This is a genomic window from Phytoactinopolyspora halotolerans, assembly GCF_010550675.1.
Lineage (GTDB): Bacteria > Actinomycetota > Actinomycetes > Jiangellales > Jiangellaceae > Phytoactinopolyspora > Phytoactinopolyspora halotolerans.
Window position 1 is genome coordinate 56,076 of record NZ_JAAGOA010000020.1, and the last position, 18,374, is coordinate 74,449.

At 67.8% G+C, this 18,374-nt stretch carries 14 protein-coding genes; 6 read left to right on the forward strand and 8 right to left on the reverse strand.

Annotated elements, in window-relative coordinates:
• Positions 1-403: 403 nt before the first annotated feature.
• From G1H10_RS23870 to G1H10_RS23885, 4 genes are all read right to left on the reverse strand, one after another.
• Positions 404-871, reverse strand: a complete 468-nt coding sequence (locus tag G1H10_RS23870; RefSeq protein WP_163742801.1) for an HIT family protein — start codon at positions 869-871, stop codon at positions 404-406.
• 213 nt (positions 872-1,084) lie between these two features.
• A complete protein-coding gene (gene thrS / locus G1H10_RS23875; RefSeq protein ID WP_163742649.1) occupies positions 1,085-3,223 on the reverse strand; it encodes a threonine--tRNA ligase in 2,139 nt (712 codons plus the stop codon).
• A 70-nt stretch (positions 3,224-3,293) separates the two neighbouring features.
• Positions 3,294-4,328 carry an LPXTG cell wall anchor domain-containing protein gene (locus G1H10_RS23880; protein ID WP_163742652.1) on the reverse strand — a complete coding sequence of 345 codons (1,035 nt, stop codon included), beginning with the start codon at positions 4,326-4,328 and terminating at the stop codon, positions 3,294-3,296.
• Positions 4,329-4,688: 360 nt separating this feature from the next.
• Entirely contained in the window at positions 4,689-5,582 is an 894-nt protein-coding gene (locus tag G1H10_RS23885; protein ID WP_163742657.1) for an ATP-grasp domain-containing protein, read from the reverse strand.
• A 182-nt stretch (positions 5,583-5,764) separates the two neighbouring features.
• Between G1H10_RS23885 and G1H10_RS23890 the strand changes: the two genes are divergently transcribed.
• Positions 5,765-6,385: an LOG family protein gene (locus tag G1H10_RS23890; protein WP_216853604.1), complete on the forward strand. Its 621-nt coding sequence runs from the start codon at positions 5,765-5,767 to the stop codon at positions 6,383-6,385.
• A gap of 102 nt (positions 6,386-6,487) precedes the next feature.
• On the opposite strand, the gene G1H10_RS23895 is transcribed toward G1H10_RS23890, so the two are convergent.
• Positions 6,488-8,893: an FAD-linked oxidase C-terminal domain-containing protein gene (locus G1H10_RS23895; RefSeq protein WP_163742660.1), complete on the reverse strand. Its 2,406-nt coding sequence runs from the start codon at positions 8,891-8,893 to the stop codon at positions 6,488-6,490.
• Entirely contained in the window at positions 8,890-9,687 is a 798-nt protein-coding gene (locus G1H10_RS23900; RefSeq protein WP_163742662.1) for an SDR family NAD(P)-dependent oxidoreductase, read from the reverse strand. The genes G1H10_RS23895 and G1H10_RS23900 overlap by 4 nt, the downstream gene beginning before the upstream one ends.
• Positions 9,688-9,804: 117 nt before the next feature.
• Here G1H10_RS23900 and G1H10_RS23905 point away from each other — a divergent pair, with 117 nt between their 5' ends.
• The 5 genes from G1H10_RS23905 (at position 9,805) to G1H10_RS23925 (ending at position 15,860) form a co-directional block, all read left to right on the forward strand.
• On the forward strand, positions 9,805-10,401 hold the full coding sequence (locus G1H10_RS23905) for a TetR/AcrR family transcriptional regulator (RefSeq protein WP_163742665.1): 597 nt from the start codon (positions 9,805-9,807) through the stop codon (positions 10,399-10,401).
• A 165-nt stretch (positions 10,402-10,566) separates the two neighbouring features.
• Complete coding sequence (locus G1H10_RS23910) at positions 10,567-11,403, forward strand: hypothetical protein (protein ID WP_163742668.1); 837 nt, start codon at positions 10,567-10,569, stop codon at positions 11,401-11,403.
• Positions 11,400-13,736, forward strand: a complete 2,337-nt coding sequence (locus G1H10_RS23915; RefSeq protein WP_163742670.1) for an HAD-IB family hydrolase — start codon at positions 11,400-11,402, stop codon at positions 13,734-13,736. Before G1H10_RS23910 ends, G1H10_RS23915 begins: the two co-directional genes overlap by 4 nt.
• Positions 13,737-13,748: 12 nt before the next feature.
• Entirely contained in the window at positions 13,749-14,543 is a 795-nt protein-coding gene (locus tag G1H10_RS23920) for an acyl-ACP desaturase (protein WP_163742673.1), read from the forward strand.
• A gap of 255 nt (positions 14,544-14,798) precedes the next feature.
• Positions 14,799-15,860 carry a hypothetical protein gene (locus tag G1H10_RS23925; protein ID WP_163742677.1) on the forward strand — a complete coding sequence of 354 codons (1,062 nt, stop codon included), beginning with the start codon at positions 14,799-14,801 and terminating at the stop codon, positions 15,858-15,860.
• On the opposite strand, the gene G1H10_RS23930 is transcribed toward G1H10_RS23925, so the two are convergent.
• Both G1H10_RS23930 and G1H10_RS34735 read right to left on the reverse strand, forming a co-directional pair.
• Positions 15,851-16,456 carry a GNAT family N-acetyltransferase gene (locus tag G1H10_RS23930; RefSeq protein WP_163742680.1) on the reverse strand — a complete coding sequence of 202 codons (606 nt, stop codon included), beginning with the start codon at positions 16,454-16,456 and terminating at the stop codon, positions 15,851-15,853. The genes G1H10_RS23925 and G1H10_RS23930 overlap by 10 nt on opposite strands.
• A 147-nt stretch (positions 16,457-16,603) precedes the next feature.
• The gene (locus tag G1H10_RS34735) at positions 16,604-18,316 is read right to left on the reverse strand and encodes a LuxR C-terminal-related transcriptional regulator (protein WP_163742683.1); all 1,713 of its coding nucleotides are present in this window, start codon (positions 18,314-18,316) and stop codon (positions 16,604-16,606) included.
• Positions 18,317-18,374: the final 58 nt, after the last annotated feature.

Here is an 18,374-nt window from a genome sequence, read left to right on the forward strand (position 1 = left end):
ACACCACGCGGCTCGATTGCTCCACGCGCATGTCACCTCGCGTATCGCATGTCACCACCTGTATCGCGAAGGCTCCGATTTCCGGCCCATCACGTAACGCCAGGTGACATGCGCGACGCCAGGTGACATGCGCGACGCCAGGCGGCATGGCAAGGTGACGTGTCGTCGCCAAGGTGCGGTGTAGAAGCCGCACCCGAGGTGACCTCGCGCGGATGAGAAGGGTCGGCGCACCCGAGGCGACCACAGCGGGGTGAGGGCCGGGACTTGCGTCCATGGTGTGGTGGGCATCGGCGACGACGAGCTCCAGCGAGGAGGAGCCGCTGGGCAAGGACGCAAGTCCCGGCGCTCACCCCTCACACCAGTGCGAGGACCATCCGCTGGGCGAGGACGCAAGTCCCGGCGCTCACCCCACGGGCCAGCTCGACGCAAGCAGCGCCCGGGTCTCCGACAGCAGCTGCGGCATGATCTTGGTGTCTCCCACCACCGTCATGAAGTTCGCGTCGCCGCTCCACCGCGGAACGACGTGCTGATGCAAGTGCGCGGAGAGCGACCCACCGGCCACCCCACCGAGGTTGAGGCCGACGTTGAACCCGTGCGGGTTCGACGCGGCCTTGACCGCCACGACCGCGTCCCGCGTCATCGAACTCAGCTCCGCCGACTCGGCGTCCGTCAGCGATTCCAGCTCGCCGATGTGCCGGTAGGTGACGATCATCAGGTGGCCGGGGTTGTACGGGTGCAGGTTGAGCACCGCGTACACCTCGGCCCCGCGACGGACCACCAGCCCGTCCTCGTCCGCCTTCTTCGGAATCGCGCATAGCGGGCACTCGTCACCGTCGCGGCCGTTTCCGGGCTCGCCCTTGATGTAGGCCATCCGGTAGGGGGTCCACAGCCGCTGCAATCGATCCGGCACGTCGCTCCTCCCCTTGCCTACGTCCGAGAGCCTCTACCCGGACCGACTCTAGCGTCCCGAAACGCGAGTGCTGACGGCCACACGGTGCAGGACACCGACCGCACAAGGCCCTGCGGATCGTGGCTTATGACGCTCAATGTTCAGGACGTTGGTATTCCGGCGCTGTGGGTGTGCTCAGATCTGGACACGTCGACGGACTGCGTCGACGATCTCAGCGACGGCATCGTCGACGGGTACGCCGTTCTTCTGGGAACCGTCCCGGTACCGGAACGAGACCGCGCCCTTGGAGACGTCGTCGTCGCCGGCCAGCAGCATGTACGGCACCTTCTGCTTCTGCGCCGTGCGGATCTTCTTCTGCATCCGGTCATCCGAGGTGTCCACTTCGACGCGCACCCCGTGCTCACGCAACTTCGCCGCCACCTGGTCCAGGTGCGGCACGTGATCGTCCGCGATGGGGATGCCGACCACCTGAACCGGCGACAGCCAGGGCGGGAAGGCGCCGGCGTAGTGCTCGGTGAGCACACCGACGAACCGCTCGATCGAGCCGAACAGGGCCCGATGGATCATGATCGGCCGCTGCCGGCTACCGTCCGCCGCGGTGTACTCCAGCTCGAACAACTCAGGCAGGTTGAAATCGAGCTGGATGGTGGACATCTGCCAGGTGCGTCCGATCGCGTCCTTGGCCTGCACCGAGATCTTCGGACCGTAGAACGCCGCCCCGCCCGGATCCGGGACGAGTTCCAGCCCGGACGCGGTCGCGACCTCACGCAACGTGTCGGTGGCGCGGTCCCACACCTCGTCCTCACCGACGTACTTGTCCGGGTTCTTGGTGGACAACTCCAAGTAGAAGTCGTCCAGGCCGTAATCCTTGAGCAGATCGAGGACGAAGATCAGCAGATCCGCGAGTTCCTCGCGCATCCGCTCGGCGGTGGTGAAGATGTGCGCGTCGTCCTGGGTCATGCCGCGGACACGGGTGAGGCCGTGCACCACACCGGACTTCTCGTACCGGTAGACCGAACCGAACTCGAACATCCGCAGCGGCAGCTCGCGATAGGAACGCCCCCGGGAGCGATAGATGAGGATGTGGAAGGGGCAGTTCATCGGCTTCAGGTAATAGTCCTGCCCCGCCTTGCGGACGTTGCCGTCGGCGTCCCGCTCCTCATCCATGTGCATCGGCGGATACATGCCCTCGGCGTACCAATCGAGGTGCCCGGAGATCTCGAACAGGTTCGCCTTGGTGATGTGCGGCGTATAGACGAACTCGTATCCGGCATCCTCATGCCGGCGCCGCGAGTAATCCTCCATCTCCTTGCGGAGCACACCGCCCTTGGGGTGGAAGACCGCCAGGCCCGAGCCGATCTCCTCCGGGAAGCTGAACAGGTCCAGCTCGGTGCCGAGCTTGCGATGATCGCGGCGCTCCGCCTCGGCGAGCCGGTCCAGGTATTCCTGCTGAGCTTCCTTGCTCTCCCAGGCAGTGCCGTAGATCCGCTGCAGCTGCGGGTTCTTCTCGCTGCCGCGCCAGTAGGCGCCGGCGACGCGCATCAGTTTGAACGCCGGGATGTTCTTGGTGGTCGGCAGGTGCGGGCCGCGGCACAGGTCCTTCCAGGCCACTTCACCGCCGCGTCGCACATTGTCGTAGATGGTGAGCTCGCCGGCGCCGACCTCCACGGACGCGCCCTCAGCGTCGCCGGCGCCGCCTTTGAGTCCGATCAACTCCAGCTTGTACGGCTCGTCCGCCAGTTCGGCCCTGGCCTCGTCGTCCGAGACCGGGCGGCGGACGAACTGCTGACGCTCCTTGATGATCCGCTGCATCTGTTTCTCCAGATGCTTCAGATCCTCGGGCGTGAACGGCTCGGCGACATCGAAGTCGTAGTAGAAGCCGTTCTCCACCGGCGGCCCGATGCCGAGCTTCGCGTCGCCGAACAGCTCCTGCACGGCCTGGGCCAGCACGTGGGCCGTGGAATGCCGCAGAATGGCCCGTCCGTCGTCGGAAGAGATCTCGACCGGTTCGACCTTGTCGCCGTCGCGCAGCGCGCGGGCCAGGTCCACCAGATCGCCGCCGATGCGCGCCGCGATCACCGTGGGGTCGTCGGCGAACAGGTCGGCGGCCGTCGCGCCCGCATCGACCTGTCGCTCGGCTCCGGCGACGACGATACGGATCTGATCGGACACGACGTGCTCCCTCTGCTCTGAACCGGATGGGTGAACCCGCTCGATGGTACCTGCGCGTCCACCGTCCGTCGTAACGGGCAGCCCGCGAGTCGACGAATCCCCTGGGCGGCCGCCAAGAGCCCGCACTTTGATTCCGCGCATGGCTACGGCCCGGCCCTCAACACCGCTGATGGGGTCAAGAGCCGGACCGGTGGGATGCGCCGAAGACTGATCAGATCCCGGCTGAGGCGGCCCGGCGGCTCCTCAGGACCACGCCACCGCTGAGGAGCGCAAGCGCTGCCAGCGCCATGGGCAGGACGCCCGTACCTGTGTCGGGCAGGGAGCCCTCCGCATCATCGCCGGATCCCGACTCGTCGCTTCCGGACGTGTCGCCATCGCCGTTCGCGCCGTCGTCATCGTCGACGTCGCCTTCGCAGCCCGCACCGTCGGCATCGGCGTCCAACCGGAAGGGATCGTTGTCCGCATCCCGCAGCTCGATCGGCTTGTAGCCGTCATCGATCTCATCGCAGTCGTAATCCGCGACCTGCGCTTCACACCACTCGCTCGAATCGACGTACGCGTCGCAATCACCGGAACCTGCCGCGTTGGGGTCGTCTCCGGAACCGTCGTCGGGGGTCTCCTCGGTGCCTCCCTCGGCGCCCGAGCCGCCATCACCACCGCTTTCGTCGCCAGCGTCGTTGCCGCCGCCGTCCACGTCGGCCTCGCAGCCCTCACCGTCGGCGTCAGCGTCCAACCGGAACGGATCGTTCTCGGGGTCGACGAGCTCAATCGGCTTGTGCGAGTCGTCAATGTCCGGACAGTTATAGTCGGCTACGTTGTCGTCGCACCACGCCGACGAGTTCTTGTACGCCTCACAGTCGCCGGAGCCGGACTTCTGCTCCGCGTCCTGGTTCGCGTCGTTCTCGGTCTCAGTGTCCTGCTCGGTGTCGTTCTCCGCGGCCCGACACCACTCCGGCAGAGTCAACTCGCTAAACGCCCAGCCCGAGTTCTGCGCCACGACCTGTGCACCAGGCTCGTACGGAACGACAAGTTCGATATTGTCCCCCGGCGAAAGAAGCTGGACCACCGTGGAGAATTCGTTGGCGCTTGTCAATACAAACTGAACCTGGCCCGATCCCGGATTGGTCGCCGAGATCGTCACTTCCTCGGTACCTTCCGGGACACAGTCCGCTGGACCGCTGAGCTCGACCTGGCCAGCCGCATCTTCGGGCGGCTGCGTCGCTTCCGACGCCTGAGCTGCGCTCACGCCGGCGATTACGAGTGCAGCCGCTCCAACAGACGCAGCAATCATCCTTCGCACGTGTGTGTTCCCCCACTCGCGTGTATTGCGCACCACATCATCTATGTGCGCGATGAACCCCTCAACGCCAGCGCACAATACCGACAAAGAGCAGTGTTGAGAACCCCTGTACGCACGGAGTTCGGCACAACGACGGAACAGCCGATACCGCGTCGTCGTTATATCCAGATGGCTACGTTTACGTGGCGTGAGCCGTGCTGGAATCGGGCGTCTCATGGATGTGCGTCAACGCGCGTGACGACGCTGCGGTATTCCGCCCGGCACACCGCCAGTCCGTCGCTTGGTGCCGGACACGCCCTTGAGTGTTCAGCAGCGGGAGGCGATGGCGTCCGCGAACCGCTGTGGGGCCGCGGCGTCGTGACCGAGGAACAGGCTGGGCTCGCTCAGCTCCAGCTCCAGCACCACCGGAGTGCCGTCCGGGCCCGGAATGAGATCGACCCGGGCGTACAGCAGGTCGTCCGAGCCGGGCACCGCAGCCAGGACAGCGTCCGCGGTCTTTCGTTCGACGTCCGAGGCGGAGCGCCGGGTGATCTGTTCCGGCCGGTACAGCCGGACCTCGCCGTCGTCGGGACCGCTGAGCATCGGCCCCTTGCGGATGGCGTGGCTGAACTCCCCCGCGAGGAAGAGCATCGCGGTCTCGCCGAACGCGTCCACGGCGGACAGGTACGGCTGGATCATGACGGTCGCGCCGCGGTCTAACAGCCGGGTGACATGAGCCCGGGCCAGATCCCGGTGCGACGGCTCATCGGCCCGGTAACGACCGGCACCCAGTGAACCGGCGCTCACCGCCGGCTTGACGACGTACTCGTCGGCGATGGCCAGGGCATCCGACGGGGCGGTCTTCTCGCCCGGCAGTATCACCCGATCCCCCGGCGTCAACCACCACGTCGACACCACCGGAACGCCGGCGTCCTCCAGCTCGCGCAGATACCGCTTGTCCGTGTTCCACCGCACGACCTCGGCCGGATTGAGCAGCCTCGGCACTGACGACGCCCAGCTCACGAAGGCGTCCCGGCGGGATGTGTAGTCCCACGTCGAGCGCAGTACGGCCAGGTCGAACGAGGACCAGTCCACGGCCGGATCGTCCCAGACCGCCGGAACGGCATCGATGCCGCGATCCGCGAGCGGCCGAAGGAGGAGCCGATCGTCGTCATCCAGCTCCGCCAGTTCCGAGCACGTGACCAGCGCGATCCGTGGCACAGCCGTGCACCTCCCCCTGTGTGGTCTTCGTCATCGCCACGCACGACCATACGACACGCCCCGCCGACAGGCGATCCGCCGAACGGCACCATGGCCTTCCCGCTACTCGCACGCGCCACAATGCCTTCCGCTCACGTGGCCGGGCAGCATGCAGGCGCACCGGAGTCTTTAGACTCCGGGATGTGAGCGATCAACAGCTGTCCCCCGTGCAGTCCACCCTCTCTCGTGTCTGCGTCTTCTGTGGCTCCAACGCCGGTGCGAGACCCGAGTATCGAACGCTCGCCGAAGAACTCGGAGCCCGGCTGGCCGCGGACGGGCTCACCGTGGTCTACGGCGGTGCGCGCGTCGGCACGATGGGCGCCGTCTCCGATGCCGCGCTCGCCAAGGGCGGCGAGGTGATCGGCGTCATCCCGCGGGTGCTGGTCGATCGCGAGGTGGCCCGCCGCGACCTCACCGAACTGCACGTCGTCGGCTCCATGCACGAGCGCAAGGCCATGATGAACGACCTGTCGGACGCGTTCGTCGTGTTGGCCGGCGGGCTCGGCACGTTCGAGGAGCTGTTCGAGGTGGCCACCTGGGGACACCTCGGCCTGCACCGTAAGCCGATCGTCCTGCTCGACCGGTCCGGTTACTTCGATCCGTTGCTGGCCATGCTCGATCATGCCGTCGACGAGGGATTCCTCAGGCCGGGCGCGCGTGCCCTGGTCCGCAGCGCCGGCACCATCGACGACGCGATGACGCAGCTCCGCCGGCCGGTCGAGGAGCAGCCCGCGAACATCTGGCTCCGCCCCGAGCAGACGTGAGGGTGGCACGCGACGGCAGAGCGTGAGACACGTGACGCCGGAGAGTTCTTGCTGCCCCCACCACCACAAGTCTCCGGCGTGAACGACGAAAACGTTCCGACGTTACGAGCGCGGGATGATCTTGTCCGGGTTGAAGTTGCGCTTCGGGTCGGCGCTGTCGAACAGACCCTGCATCAGCGCAACCCCCTCCGGCGAGATGTCCTGGCTCAGCCATGGCGCATGCTCGACACCGACCGCGTGGTGGTGCGAGAGCGTGCCGCCCGCGTCGATGAAGGCCTGCTGGATCGCCGACTTGACGTGGTCGTACTGTTTCAAGGGCTCGTCGCCGTGCATGAAGGCGAAGGTGAAGTACAGACACGCACCGGCGTGGTACGAGTGCGACAGGTGGCACATGATCCACCCCTGGACGCCGATATCGTCATAGGCTTTGCGGGCCGACGCGATCGTGTGCTCGTAGAGATGCTCCAGCTTCGACCACGGCGCGGCGGTCTCAGAGACGTCGCCCGCAGCGCCACGGTCCAGCAGGAAGTCCCGGATGTACGGCGTGTCGAACTTCTTCTGGTCGTACAGCCGGCCAGGGCTCTTGCCGACGCTGAACCCGCCGTGCCGGCGCACGATCTTCCTCACCAGCTTCTTCTCGTAGCGCACATGCGACGCGCTGCCCTCGTACCCGATGAACGACAGGCAGATCTGATCGAGATCCCATCCGCGCGCCTTCAACACCCGCATCAGCGCGTTGGCTCCGGCCGCCTCGATCCCCTTGCTCTCCTTTCGGGTGGCGAACGAGAACGCACTCTCCGGCGCGTCCGACACCCGGGTCACCGTCGGGCTGGCGTCGCTCTCCGCGATCTCACGCATCGCCGCGAGCCCCGCCTTCCAGTTCGGGAAGAAGTAGCCCAGGATCTCCCGGACCTCCGGAACCCGGTGCACGTGCATCGTCGCCTCGGTGATCACCCCGAGCCGGCCCTCGCTGCCGACGATCATCTCCCGCACGCTGGGGCCCGTCGATGCGCTGGGGATCGCGCGGATCTCCACCACGCCGCCCGGGCGCGCGACCCGCACGCCGCGCACGATGTCGGCGATGTCCCCGTACTTGTCCGACTGCATCCCCGACGACCGGGTGGCGATCCAGCCGCCGAGGGTGGAATGGGTGAAGCTGTCCGGGAAGTGGCCCATGGTCCATCCCCGCTTGCCGAGCTCGCGCTCCAGGTCGGGGCCGAGAGCGCCGGCTTCGATCCGCGCCAGCCCGGATTCCTCGTCGATCTCCAGCACCCGGTTCATCCGCCCCATGTCGAGCGAGATCACGACCCGCTCCTCATCCGGTGCGGGTTCCAGGCTGCCGGCGATATTGCTGCCGCCGCCGAACGGAATGACGACACAGTCCGCGGCCACGGCGGCGTGCACCAGCCGCTGCACCTGGTCCTCGTCGCCCGGGTAGACGACGACATCGGGGGTGCGCTCGAGCGAACCGGAGCGCACCCGCAGCAGATCGCGGATGCTCTTGCCGAAGGTGTGCACGACGCGGCTCATCGCGTCGACCTGCACGTGGTCGGCACCGACGATCTGTTCGAGCTCGGTGCGGAACTCGTCGTCCAGCCGGGATTCGGGCACCTCTAGGCTGTCGAACTCCGGCACCGAGACCCCGGGTGCGGTGACGTCCAGCCCGATGGCCTGCTGCACGAACGGTGCGAAGTCAGGCTTGTCGCGGTACTCGAAGGCGACCCCTTCGTTGCCCCAGCCCCACCATTTCATGTGCCGGACCTCGGTCATGCCGTCTCCCTTCGACGAGCGGGGGCGATCTGCCGGCTCGTCTGAGTCGTTCATAGCATGCAACCTGCGCACCTCAGTAGCCAGCCGCTCGGTGAACGCGGTCGCGGACTCCCCCGGTCTCGGCCAGATGGGTGCACCGATCCGTACCGTCACCGGCGGACGACCGCGCACCGGCCACCACTGTCCCCGCGGCATCGCCTCGTGTGCACCGCAGATCGCCACCGGTACGCACGGCACGTCGCATGCGATCGCCAGCGCCGCCGCACCCGGTTTGAAGGCGCCGATGCGCCCGGACGCGGAGCGGCCGCCCTCCGGGAAGATCAGCAGCGGCACACCGCGGGCCAGCAGCCGTTTGGACACGCCGGAATGGGCCCGCGCTCCGGTGCGATCCACCGGAAAGGTGTTGAACACCAGGGAGGTCAACCATTTACGCCAGCGCACCTCGAAGAAGTAGTCCGCCGCCGCGCCCGCGGCCAGGTACCGGCTCAGCCGTCGCGGCAACGATCCCAGCACGAGCGGTGTGTCCAGGTGGCTGGCGTGGTTGGCCACCACAAGGAAGGCTCCGCGTAGCCGGCGTAGATCAGCCTCCGTACGCACATCCACCCGGGTCAGCGACCATACCAACGGCTTGAGCATCATCCGCTGCACGACGAAGCGCGGGATCGCCAGTGTGCGCGATGTGAAGCGCCGGTAGCGTTTGGGCCGGGACTTCAGGCGCGGGGCCACCTTCATGCTCATCGGGCCTCCTCGCCCTCGGGTCGCGGAGTTCTCCGCCTCGAGGTGATCTTCCCGGAGATCGCCCGGACCGTGCCCCGGGGCAAGTGGCGCACACACCACATCAGTCCGCGATATCTCATGGTGGGGATCGAGATTACCTTGCCCCGGGCGGCGTCCTTCAGAGCTGTCGCCACGACGTGCTCGCTGTCCGTCCACAGCCAGGACGGAATCGACGAGGTGCTCAACCCGGCACGCTGGTGGAACTCCGTGCGGACCCATCCCGGACACAGTGCGGTCACCCGAACCCCAGTACCCCGCAGCTCCACGGCGAGACTCTCACTGTAGGAGGTCACCCACGCCTTGACCGCCGAGTATCCGCCGAGTGCGAGGAACCCGGCGGTGCTCGAGACGTTGATGATCATTCCCCGCTCCCTGGACGCCATCTTCTCCGCGGCGGTTCCGCCGAGTACCAGAACAGCACGGCACATCACCTCGATCGCGCGCTCGTGGGCTGCGCTGTCGCTGGATGCGAGCGGTTCATGGATGCCGAACCCGGCGTTGTTCACGAGCAGGTCGATCGGTTGCTCGTCGGCCGCGAGCCGCTCGGCGACCCGTGCGACCCCACCCCGGTCGGACAGATCGGCGGGCAGTGTCTCCACCCGCCTGCCGGACGCCGACGCGATCTTGTCCGCCGTCTCTTCGAGTCGCTGGGCGTCACGTGCGACGAGAACAATATCGTAACCCCGCCCGGCGAGCAGTCGCGCAAACGCAAGACCGATGCCGGACGTACCCCCCGTGATCAGAGCCGTGGCCATCGCAGCACCATACGACACCGTCCCGACCGCCCTCACCGGCGCGGCCCATTCCTGAGCGGTGCGCACCGGTGGGCGCTGGACTTGGGTGTGAGCGAACGTTCGTTTTAGCATGGGTCCATGCCCCGGGTCACCCAGCAGTACCGCGACCGGCGCCGCGAACAGATCCTCGCCGCGGCACGCAGGTGTTTCGTCCGGGAAGGCTTCCACCAGACGTCGATGGCCGACATCTTCGCCGAGGCGAACCTCTCGGCCGGGGCCGTCTACGGCCACTTCAGGAGCAAGAACGAGATCATCGCCGCGATCGCCGAAGACGTCATCCTGCAGGTCGCGCAGGCGGTGGAGCCCACCTTCGCACGTGAGCCGACACCCCGCTTGGACGAAGCGGTGCAAGCGGGACTCGAGGCGATCGACGACATCGCCTTCGGCCCGGACGGATTCGCCTATCTGGCGCCACAGGTCTGGGCCGAGGCCGTCCGCGATCCGTCATTGGCAGAGGTCATCCAGGCCCGTTATCGCGATTTGTACGCGCTGATCGCGCAGCTCGTCGAGGCCGAACAAGCGGTGGGCAGGGTGGCACGCGACGGCGATCCCGCCGAGGTCGCCAAGATCATCGTCAGCATCTACATGGGGTACCTGCTGCAGCGAGTGCTCGTCGGGAACGTGGCTCCGGCCGCATACGCCTCCGGGCTCGCCGCGGTCACCAGGCAGAACTGAGCATGCGGGCCGCACGTTGCGCACGGACCACAACCTGTGGCAAGTTAAGCGAACGAAGCTTCGTTTTCTTATTCATCATGATGGGGGTGACCACGAATTGGCCGATGATCCAGTCGTAGACTACGGCTGTGCAGGGCTGGTCATCATGATCCCCGGAGGTCATTCGTGCCCGTGAGGCCTGGGGAACCGGCGGAGACAGATCCGGCCTTCCCGTTCGACGTGCGTGAGTTCGCCCGGCGTGCCACGGGCTCGCACCGCGACGACTTGCGGCTGGCCGAGTACGACGCCCGGCCGCTGACCTGGGAGACGCTCCGGTGCCTGCGGTACGTCCGGGACGTGGAGCGGGCCACGATGCGGCATCTGCGCACGGTGCTGGTCACCCCGACGCACAAGGACGCCCACATCACGGCGTTCCTCACCACCTGGGCGTACGAGAAGTACTGGATCGCGGACGCGCTCGACGCCGTACTCGAACAGCACGAGTACGTCCAGCCCCCGGCACCGCGTCGGCCGGTCACCCGGGCCGCGCTTCTGCGACGTGCACAAGAGCGCTTCTCCCCCATCGGTCGCTCACTCATCGACAACACGATCGGCGAGGCGGTGATCGCGTTCCACATGGCGACTGGCACCATCGACGAGTGGATGACGCGCGCATCGTACGAGCGAATCGCCGAGTCGGCCGAGCACAAGGAGCTGACTCGGACGCTGGAACGCGTGCTCGACATCAAGTCGCAACACCTGGCGTTCTTCATCGCCCAGGCCCGGACTCGCCTGCGCCGGTCGCGGCTCGCCCGGCGGCTGACCCGAGCCCGGTTACAACGATCTCTGTGGCCGTTGAGCGTCGCGGACGAACCGATCGAGGAGGAGTCGTTCTTCTTCGACCGGGTGTTCGCCGCGGCACCTGCGTTGGTCGATGAGATCGACCGGCGCGTCCGGGCGTTGCCCGGGCTGGAAGGACTTACGCTCATCCGTGCCACAGTGGCAGCGAGGAGACATATATGACACGGAGTGACCGCACCGGACACTGGGCCAGCCTGTCCGGAACCCACGTCCTGCTGACGGGAGCCACCGGCTTCGTCGGCCAGGCCGTCCTGGAACGGCTGCTGTCCGCCCATCCGGACTGCCGGATCTCGGTGATCATCCGCCCGAAGGGCAGCCTGTCGGCGGCGGATCGGCTGACCAAGCTCCTCCGCAAGCCGGTGTTCCGGAACTGGCGACGGACCGTCGGCGCGGCCGAGGCGGATCGGCTGGTCAGCGAACGGGTCAACGTCATCTCCGGTGATCTCGGCGCGCTCGGCGAACTGCCGTCGGACCTGGACACCGTGATCCACGGTGCCTCCACCGTCAAGTTCGACTCCGCCATCGACGAGGCGTTCGACACCAATGTCGGGGGCGCCTTGGGACTGTACGGGGCCCTGCACGCCGCCGGCGCGACCCCGCACGTCATCCACGTCTCGACCGCATACGTGGGCGGCCTTCGCAAGGGCATCACACCGGAACGGTCGCTGAACCACAACGTCGACTGGCGCGCCGAGGCGGAGGCGGCGCGAACCGCCCGCGCCCGGATCGATTTCACCTCCCGCCAGCCGGAGGTCCTGCGCAAGCTCCTCGACGCCGCCCGCGCCGAGCACGGCAAGGTCGGCCCGCAGGCCGTCACCGACGCCGCCGAGGTCGCGCGGCGCGACTGGGTCAACGAGCGGCTCGTCGAACAGGGCCGGCTGCGGGCGCAGAGCCTGGGCTGGACCGATTCGTACACCTTCACCAAGGCGCTGGCCGAGCGCGCCGCCGAAGACCTCTGGTTCCGGCAGGGACAGCGCCTGTCCATCCTGCGACCGACCATCATCGAGAGCGCGCTGCGCCATCCGTTCCCGGGCTGGATCGATGGGTTCAAGGTCGCGGATCCGCTGATCCTGGCCTACGGACGCGGCCAGCTTCCGGACTTTCCGGCGCTTCCGGACAGTGTCCTGGACATCATCCCGGTCGACTTCGTCGTGAACGCGATCCTCGCCGCGGCAGCGACACCCCCCGCCGGTGACGAACGCACCGCGCGCTACTTCCACATCGGTTCCGGTGCCAGCAACCCGCTGGCCTTCCACCAGATGTACCGGAACGTGCGCGAATTCTTCCTGCGCACGCCCCTGCCCAAGGAGGACGGTCACATCCAGGTCCCGGCCTGGCGGCTCCCCGGCGACCGGCGCCTGGACCGTTCCATGCGCCAGCGGGAGGCCATGGTCACGTCGGCGGACTGGCTGCTCTCCCGGCTGCCGCTGACGGCGCGCTCCAGATCCTGGGCGGACCAGGTGCACTCACTGCAACGTGACCTGCAGTCGTTGCGGAAGCTGACGGACCTGTACCGCCCGTACGTGCAGACGGAGATCGTCTTCGACGACGCGCGGGCCCGCGAACTGCACCAGACCATCCCCGAAGACGACCGGGCCGACCGTGGGTTCGACGTCGACGAGATCGACTGGCGGACGTATCTGCAGGACATCCACTTCCCTGCCATCACCGAACTCAGCCGGGCCTACGCCAAACGACCGACCGCGACATCGCGTCCGGCGCGGATGCTGTCCGTGCGTTCCGACGCGCTGGCCGTGTTCGACCTCGAAGGCACTGTGCTCGACTGGAACCTGATCGAGCAGTACCTCTGGCTCTACCGGGCGATCACACCGGTGGCGCGATGGCCGCGTGAGATCGGCAGCCTGACCATGTCCCTGCCCGGCTATCTCCGCTGCGAACTGCGTGACCGCGGCGAGTTCATCCGGGCCTTCACCCGCCGCTACGCCGGATTGCCGGCGGACGAGATCCGGCGACAGGCGAACACCGCATTCGGCCGGGCCATCCGGCAGCGGATGCTCCCGGACGCCATCGCACGGGCAGCCGCACACCGGGCGGCCGGCCATCACACGGTGCTGGTCACCGGTTCCATCGACATGCTCGTCGAACCGATCGCGCACCTGTTCGACGACGTCGTCGCCGGCCGGATGCACGAAAGCGATGGCGGCGTGCTCACCGGTTACCTGGATGCTCCCCCGCTGGTGGACGAGGCCCGGGCAGCGTGGCTCGTGCAGTACGCCGACCGGCACGGGATGGACCTGCACCACTCCTACGGCTACGGCGACAGCCACGCCGACGTCGCCTGGCTCCAGCTGGTCGGCCATCCCACCGCCGTCAATCCGGACAGCAAGCTGTACCGGCACGCCCGCAAGCAGGGGTGGACGGTGGCCGACTGGGGACGGTCGCCGTCGGCCGAAGAGGACCAGACGCATGGTGGCACGTCCGGCTTCGGCCGGCTGAACGCGCGCCGCGGCGCATCCCTGCGCCGGGCCGAGTGACGGGGACTTCGCATGGCCTTCGACATCGACCGGTTCACCCGGACCTCGCAGAGCGTCCAGTGGCAGGATCTGTCCTTCGAGGATTTCCGCGACGATCCGCTCCCTCCGCAGACGTTGCGCAGCCTGCGCTACATGTGCGACGTCGAGTACCACACGGTCTGTTACCTGCGCGACCTGCTCGTCACACCGTCGCACAAGGAGCACGATGTGGCCGCGTTCATGACGATGTGGAACCGCGAGGAGTTCTGGCACGGCGAGGCCCTGGCCCACGTGCTGGGACTGCACGGCATCACGGTCGACTTCGACCAGCTCAAGGCCCGGCGGCTGAAGGTCGGCTGGAAGGACCGGCTCGACCCGGTGAAGCAGTCGCTGCTCGGGAACATCGTCGGCACCGACTTCATCGCGGTGCACATGATCTGGGGTGCGGTCAACGAATGGTCGGCCACCGCGGCGTACACGAGGCTGGCCGAACTCGAGGGACGGCCGGCGCTGGCGGAACTGCTCCGCCGGATCGCCAAGCAGGAGAGCCGGCACGTCGCGTTCTATGCCACACAGGCGCGTAACCGGCTGGAACGCAGCAAGAAGGCTCGCATGCTCGCCCGATTCGCGCTGCGCAAGGCGTGGGCGCCGGTGGGTTCCGGCGTGCTGCCCGAGGACGAGGTCGTACACGTCATGTCGCACCTGTTCGGCGGCCCGGGCGGGATGGAAGAGATCCGCAAGATCGACACACATATCGGCCGCATGCCCGGCCTCGGTGGTCTGACCATCGTCGAGGACGCGATGCGCAGCCGAGGCATCGCCGCCTGACCCATACGGCACCGCCTGACGGAATCGGAACCGTCACCGAACCGAAGACCGACGACGCGCTCGCGCACCCGGGACGCCCCGCTGCGCGGGCGCGTCGGACGTGTGTACCGGGACGAGTCGGATACCGCCACCCCAGACGCGGCGCGAGGCCCGGTTCGAGATCGCTGTGCACCCCTTCTCAAGATCGCCACGGTCCGTTAGATTTGGGTCAGCGTAAATCCCATATCCGGACTCGCCCGAATCAAGGGGGTTTCTGTGTCCGTGCTCGCTCGTATCCTCGCTCCGCTCTCCGCGCTCCCCGCCAAGGCGTTCCGCGTGCTCGCCACGCTCGGCGTCACGATCCTCGCCACCACCGTGCTCGGCACCTCCGCCGTGGCCGGCCACGGCGCCGCCTCGGACGCCTCGGACACGTCAGCCTCCGCCCAGGCCGCGGCGCTTCCGCTGGGCAAGCAGCGATTCGTCGTCGCCATCGGCGGGCTGCGCGCCTCATCCACCCAGAACTGGGTGCGGCTCGGCCAATACGACTTCCACACCGACGGCACCGTCACCGAACGGCACTGGCACTGGACCCAGCGGGTCAGGGTCGACCGGGTCTACACCGGGTTCGTCGCCCGGAATTGCCCGACCCGGGAATGCAACATCCAGACCGCCGGGGGCTACCAATCGACCGGCGCCTCACAGACCCTCCAGGGCACCTATACCGTCAGCGGGAACACGCTGCGTGTCACCTGGGACTCCGGTTTGTGGGAGGAGTGGGAGCTCGCCTCGGCGGCCGACGGCGAGCTCGCCACCCTGGAGTACCTCGGTTCCAACTACACCTCTACGCATGGCTACGGATACGGCAGCAATGCCGCATGGGACGCTCGGGCGTCGATGAGCTCCATCGCGTCCGCCGATCACACCCAGTTCGAGCACTCCTATCGGTTGTGGAAGACCACGAGCAGCAACCCCAGTCCGTTCATCGACAGCGGCGACGGCTCGCCGTTCTGGGTCACCAACTGGTCGGTGTGCAGCGGCGGCAGCTGCCTAGGGGCCCGGACCTCCGGCGGCACGGCCGGCACCGACTACTACGTCTCCCCCGCGCGCAGCCCGATCGGTCACCGCCGGGACACCATGTGGAGCTGGCGGATCGCCAACGCCGACGGACGAGGCGAGTACTGCTACACCGGCAACTCGCACGTCAAACCGATGATGCAGATCATCGACGACGGCGGTGACTTCCACGGCTGGGTCGGCGTCGAGGCGTCGCTGAACGAGACGGTTCCCGATCAGGGCGCCTACGCCGACGACATCGGGGTCTTCAGCATCTACGGCTGACGAGGCGGCCGCCACATGCACCACAGCGGTGGACCGTCCGGGAGCGTCACGGTCTCCTTGACGGCGAAGTCATGCCGCTCGTACAGGCGCCGGCTGCTCTCGCTGGTCGCTTCGAGATAGGCCGGAACCCCGTCCTGGTCACAGCCGGCCAGGACCGCCCGGAGGAGCATCGATCCCAGGCCACGGGATTGGTGCTCCGGCCGGGTTCCGAGCGCGAGCAGGTAGTGGTGCTCCAGGTCATGCGGATGGTGGGCATCGAGCAGCTGCATGAGCACGAACATCCGTTCGGTGTACTCCGCGGAGGCGTGCGCCATCTCGTCGGCCAGCTTCTCGTCGTCGATCTGAGTACCGGGCGGAACCCAGATCGCGGCGGCTACCTCGTCCGTGACGGTGTCGATGCCGCCGCCGTGGTGGGTCGCCTCCAGCGTTGCGCGGAATACGGCGGGCAGGATCTCGGCCCGCCGGCCCCGATCCGGATAGCACCAGCTCATCACGGGGTCCTCGTAGAACGCGGCGGCCAGCGTGTCGCCCACCCGGGGTGTGTCGGCGGCACCGGCCTTCCGCACCGTGGCTGTGGTGATGGTCGAACTGCTCATGGCTCCTCCTCGGTGAGTGTCGAGCAGCCCCAGCATCACCGGCCGCGGCATGCTCCGGCTTCCCCCGGAGACACCAACTTCGCCGGTGCGCGACGTAGTCAATACCACCCCCTCCCCGCGCCGCATGGCGAGAATTCGCCAGCCGGGTCAGAGCAGGCCGCGGCGGAGCCCTTCGGCGACGGCAGCGGACCGGCTGGCGGTCCCGAGCTTGGTCAAGATGTTGCTGATATGCCGGTTGACCGTGTGCTCGCTGAGCACCAGCTCCGTGGCGATCATCCGGCTCGTCTGCCCCGCTGCCACCAGGCGCAGAACTTCGGACTCGCGTCTGGTCAGCGCAGAGTGCCGGCGCACCCGGCTGAGCTCGTCCACCACGACGGCGGCGTTCTTGGCGGCGTGAACGGCGCCGATGCCGTCCCACAGCCGCGCCGCGCTTCGTGCGTGCCGTAGCCCGTCGCCGCGCCGGCCGGCCCGGCCGAGCTCCTCGGCCAGCGCGATCCGGGCCGACGCTTCCTCGAACGGCGCGTGGGCACGGTGATAGTGCCGGATCGCATCCTCGAAGGCGATCCGCGCCCGATCGCGCTCCCCGGTCGCCGCCGCGACCACTCCCCGCACGTAGGCGACGCACCCTCGTACCGCATCGTTGGGCGTTCGCTCGGCGTGCGCCGCGAGTTCTCCGGCCGACTCCGTCGCAGCGGCCAGATCCCCGAGCCTCACCGCGGCCCGCGCCAACAGGTCCAGCCCGGCGATTCTGGGTGTCGGTGCATCGGCCTCCGCCTGACGCAGGTACTCCTCGGCGCGGTCGCGCGCGCTCGGCGCATCCCCCACATCCAGGTAGAGCTCGCCCAGACCGAGCATGGCCAGCGGATGGTCCGCCACGCCTTCGAAGATCTCCGCGGCCTCGTCGAATCGTCCCTGACGACGACGGAGTTCGCCCATCCGCACCTGCGCCTCCACCGCCAGCGGCGGACGCAGATCGGCCAGCACGGCGGCCGACTCGGCCAGTTCGGATTCGGCCTCGTCCCAGGTGCCGCGCCAGATCAGCACACCCGCGTAGTGTGCCCGGCACGTGCGGTTCAGGAAACCGGTGTGTCGCCGTTGCGACCACTCCTCGATCTTGCGGCACCATTGCGCGGCCCGGTCGTAGTCCCTCGCCTGTTCACAGGCGTAGAGCAGGTAGCAGTAGCACCACCCGGCCGACCACAGCTCGGTGAATTCGTCGGCCCATGCGACGGCGGCCACTTCTCCGAGACGCTCGATGCCTTCGGCGCTCTCCCCGCGGTACACCAGGGCGAGCCCTTCGGTGGCCGCGCCCATCATCTCCAAGTCGACGATTCCGAACCGGCGCCCGAGCTCCCCTGCCTGCACGCCCAGTTGCCGTGCCCGGTCGGCCTGCCCCGCGTACAGCGCCTTCTCAGCCTCGTGGACGTACAACCACCCCAAGTCCGGGCTCGGTGCCAGCGCCGACAACAGGCTCCGCGCACGAGCGAGCCACCCTTGCGCGACGGCGATCTCTCCCCGGAAGTCGACCGAGTCGGTACCGAGCCAGGTGGCCATCCGACCGGCGTCTTGAGTCCGGCCCTGGGCGCGGTAGGCCCGGTACGCGCGTTCGCGCGCGTCGAAAAGGGTCGAGGCATCGGACAGCCACCAAGCCGCCCAGCTCAGCCCTTCCAGCGCCTCGGCCGACTCACCACGCTCCAGTTCGGCGGCGAACCACCGCCGTGCCGCCGACCAGTCGCCTTCGGCCAACGCGGCCCGGCCGCGCGCCACTACGTCCTCGCCCTCGGGCGGCGCCGGTGCGCTCGATGCGATCGACGCCGTCGATGCGCTCGATGCGGTCGTCGATGACTCCGAAGTTGTCACATCTCATATGATGCGCCTCGTCACGCCGGACGAGATTGTCCACACAACTACTTCCCGA

Bases quoted from the DNA above. Each gene is read 5' to 3' on its own strand.
- G1H10_RS23870 (WP_163742801.1), bottom strand. From the start codon at position 871: ATGGCCTACATCAAGGGCGAGCCCGGAAACGGCCGCGACGGTGACGAG.
- thrS (WP_163742649.1), bottom strand. From the start codon at position 3,223: ATGCGCGGAATCAAAGTGCGGGCTCTTGGCGGCCGCCCAGGGGATTCG.
- G1H10_RS23895 (WP_163742660.1), bottom strand. From the start codon at position 8,893: ATGAGCATGAAGGTGGCCCCGCGCCTGAAGTCCCGGCCCAAACGCTAC.
- G1H10_RS23900 (WP_163742662.1), bottom strand. From the start codon at position 9,687: ATGGCCACGGCTCTGATCACGGGGGGTACGTCCGGCATCGGTCTTGCG.
- G1H10_RS23905 (WP_163742665.1), top strand. From the start codon at position 9,805: ATGCCCCGGGTCACCCAGCAGTACCGCGACCGGCGCCGCGAACAGATC.
- G1H10_RS23915 (WP_163742670.1), top strand. From the start codon at position 11,400: ATGACACGGAGTGACCGCACCGGACACTGGGCCAGCCTGTCCGGAACC.
- G1H10_RS23920 (WP_163742673.1), top strand. From the start codon at position 13,749: ATGGCCTTCGACATCGACCGGTTCACCCGGACCTCGCAGAGCGTCCAG.
- G1H10_RS23930 (WP_163742680.1), bottom strand. From the start codon at position 16,456: ATGAGCAGTTCGACCATCACCACAGCCACGGTGCGGAAGGCCGGTGCC.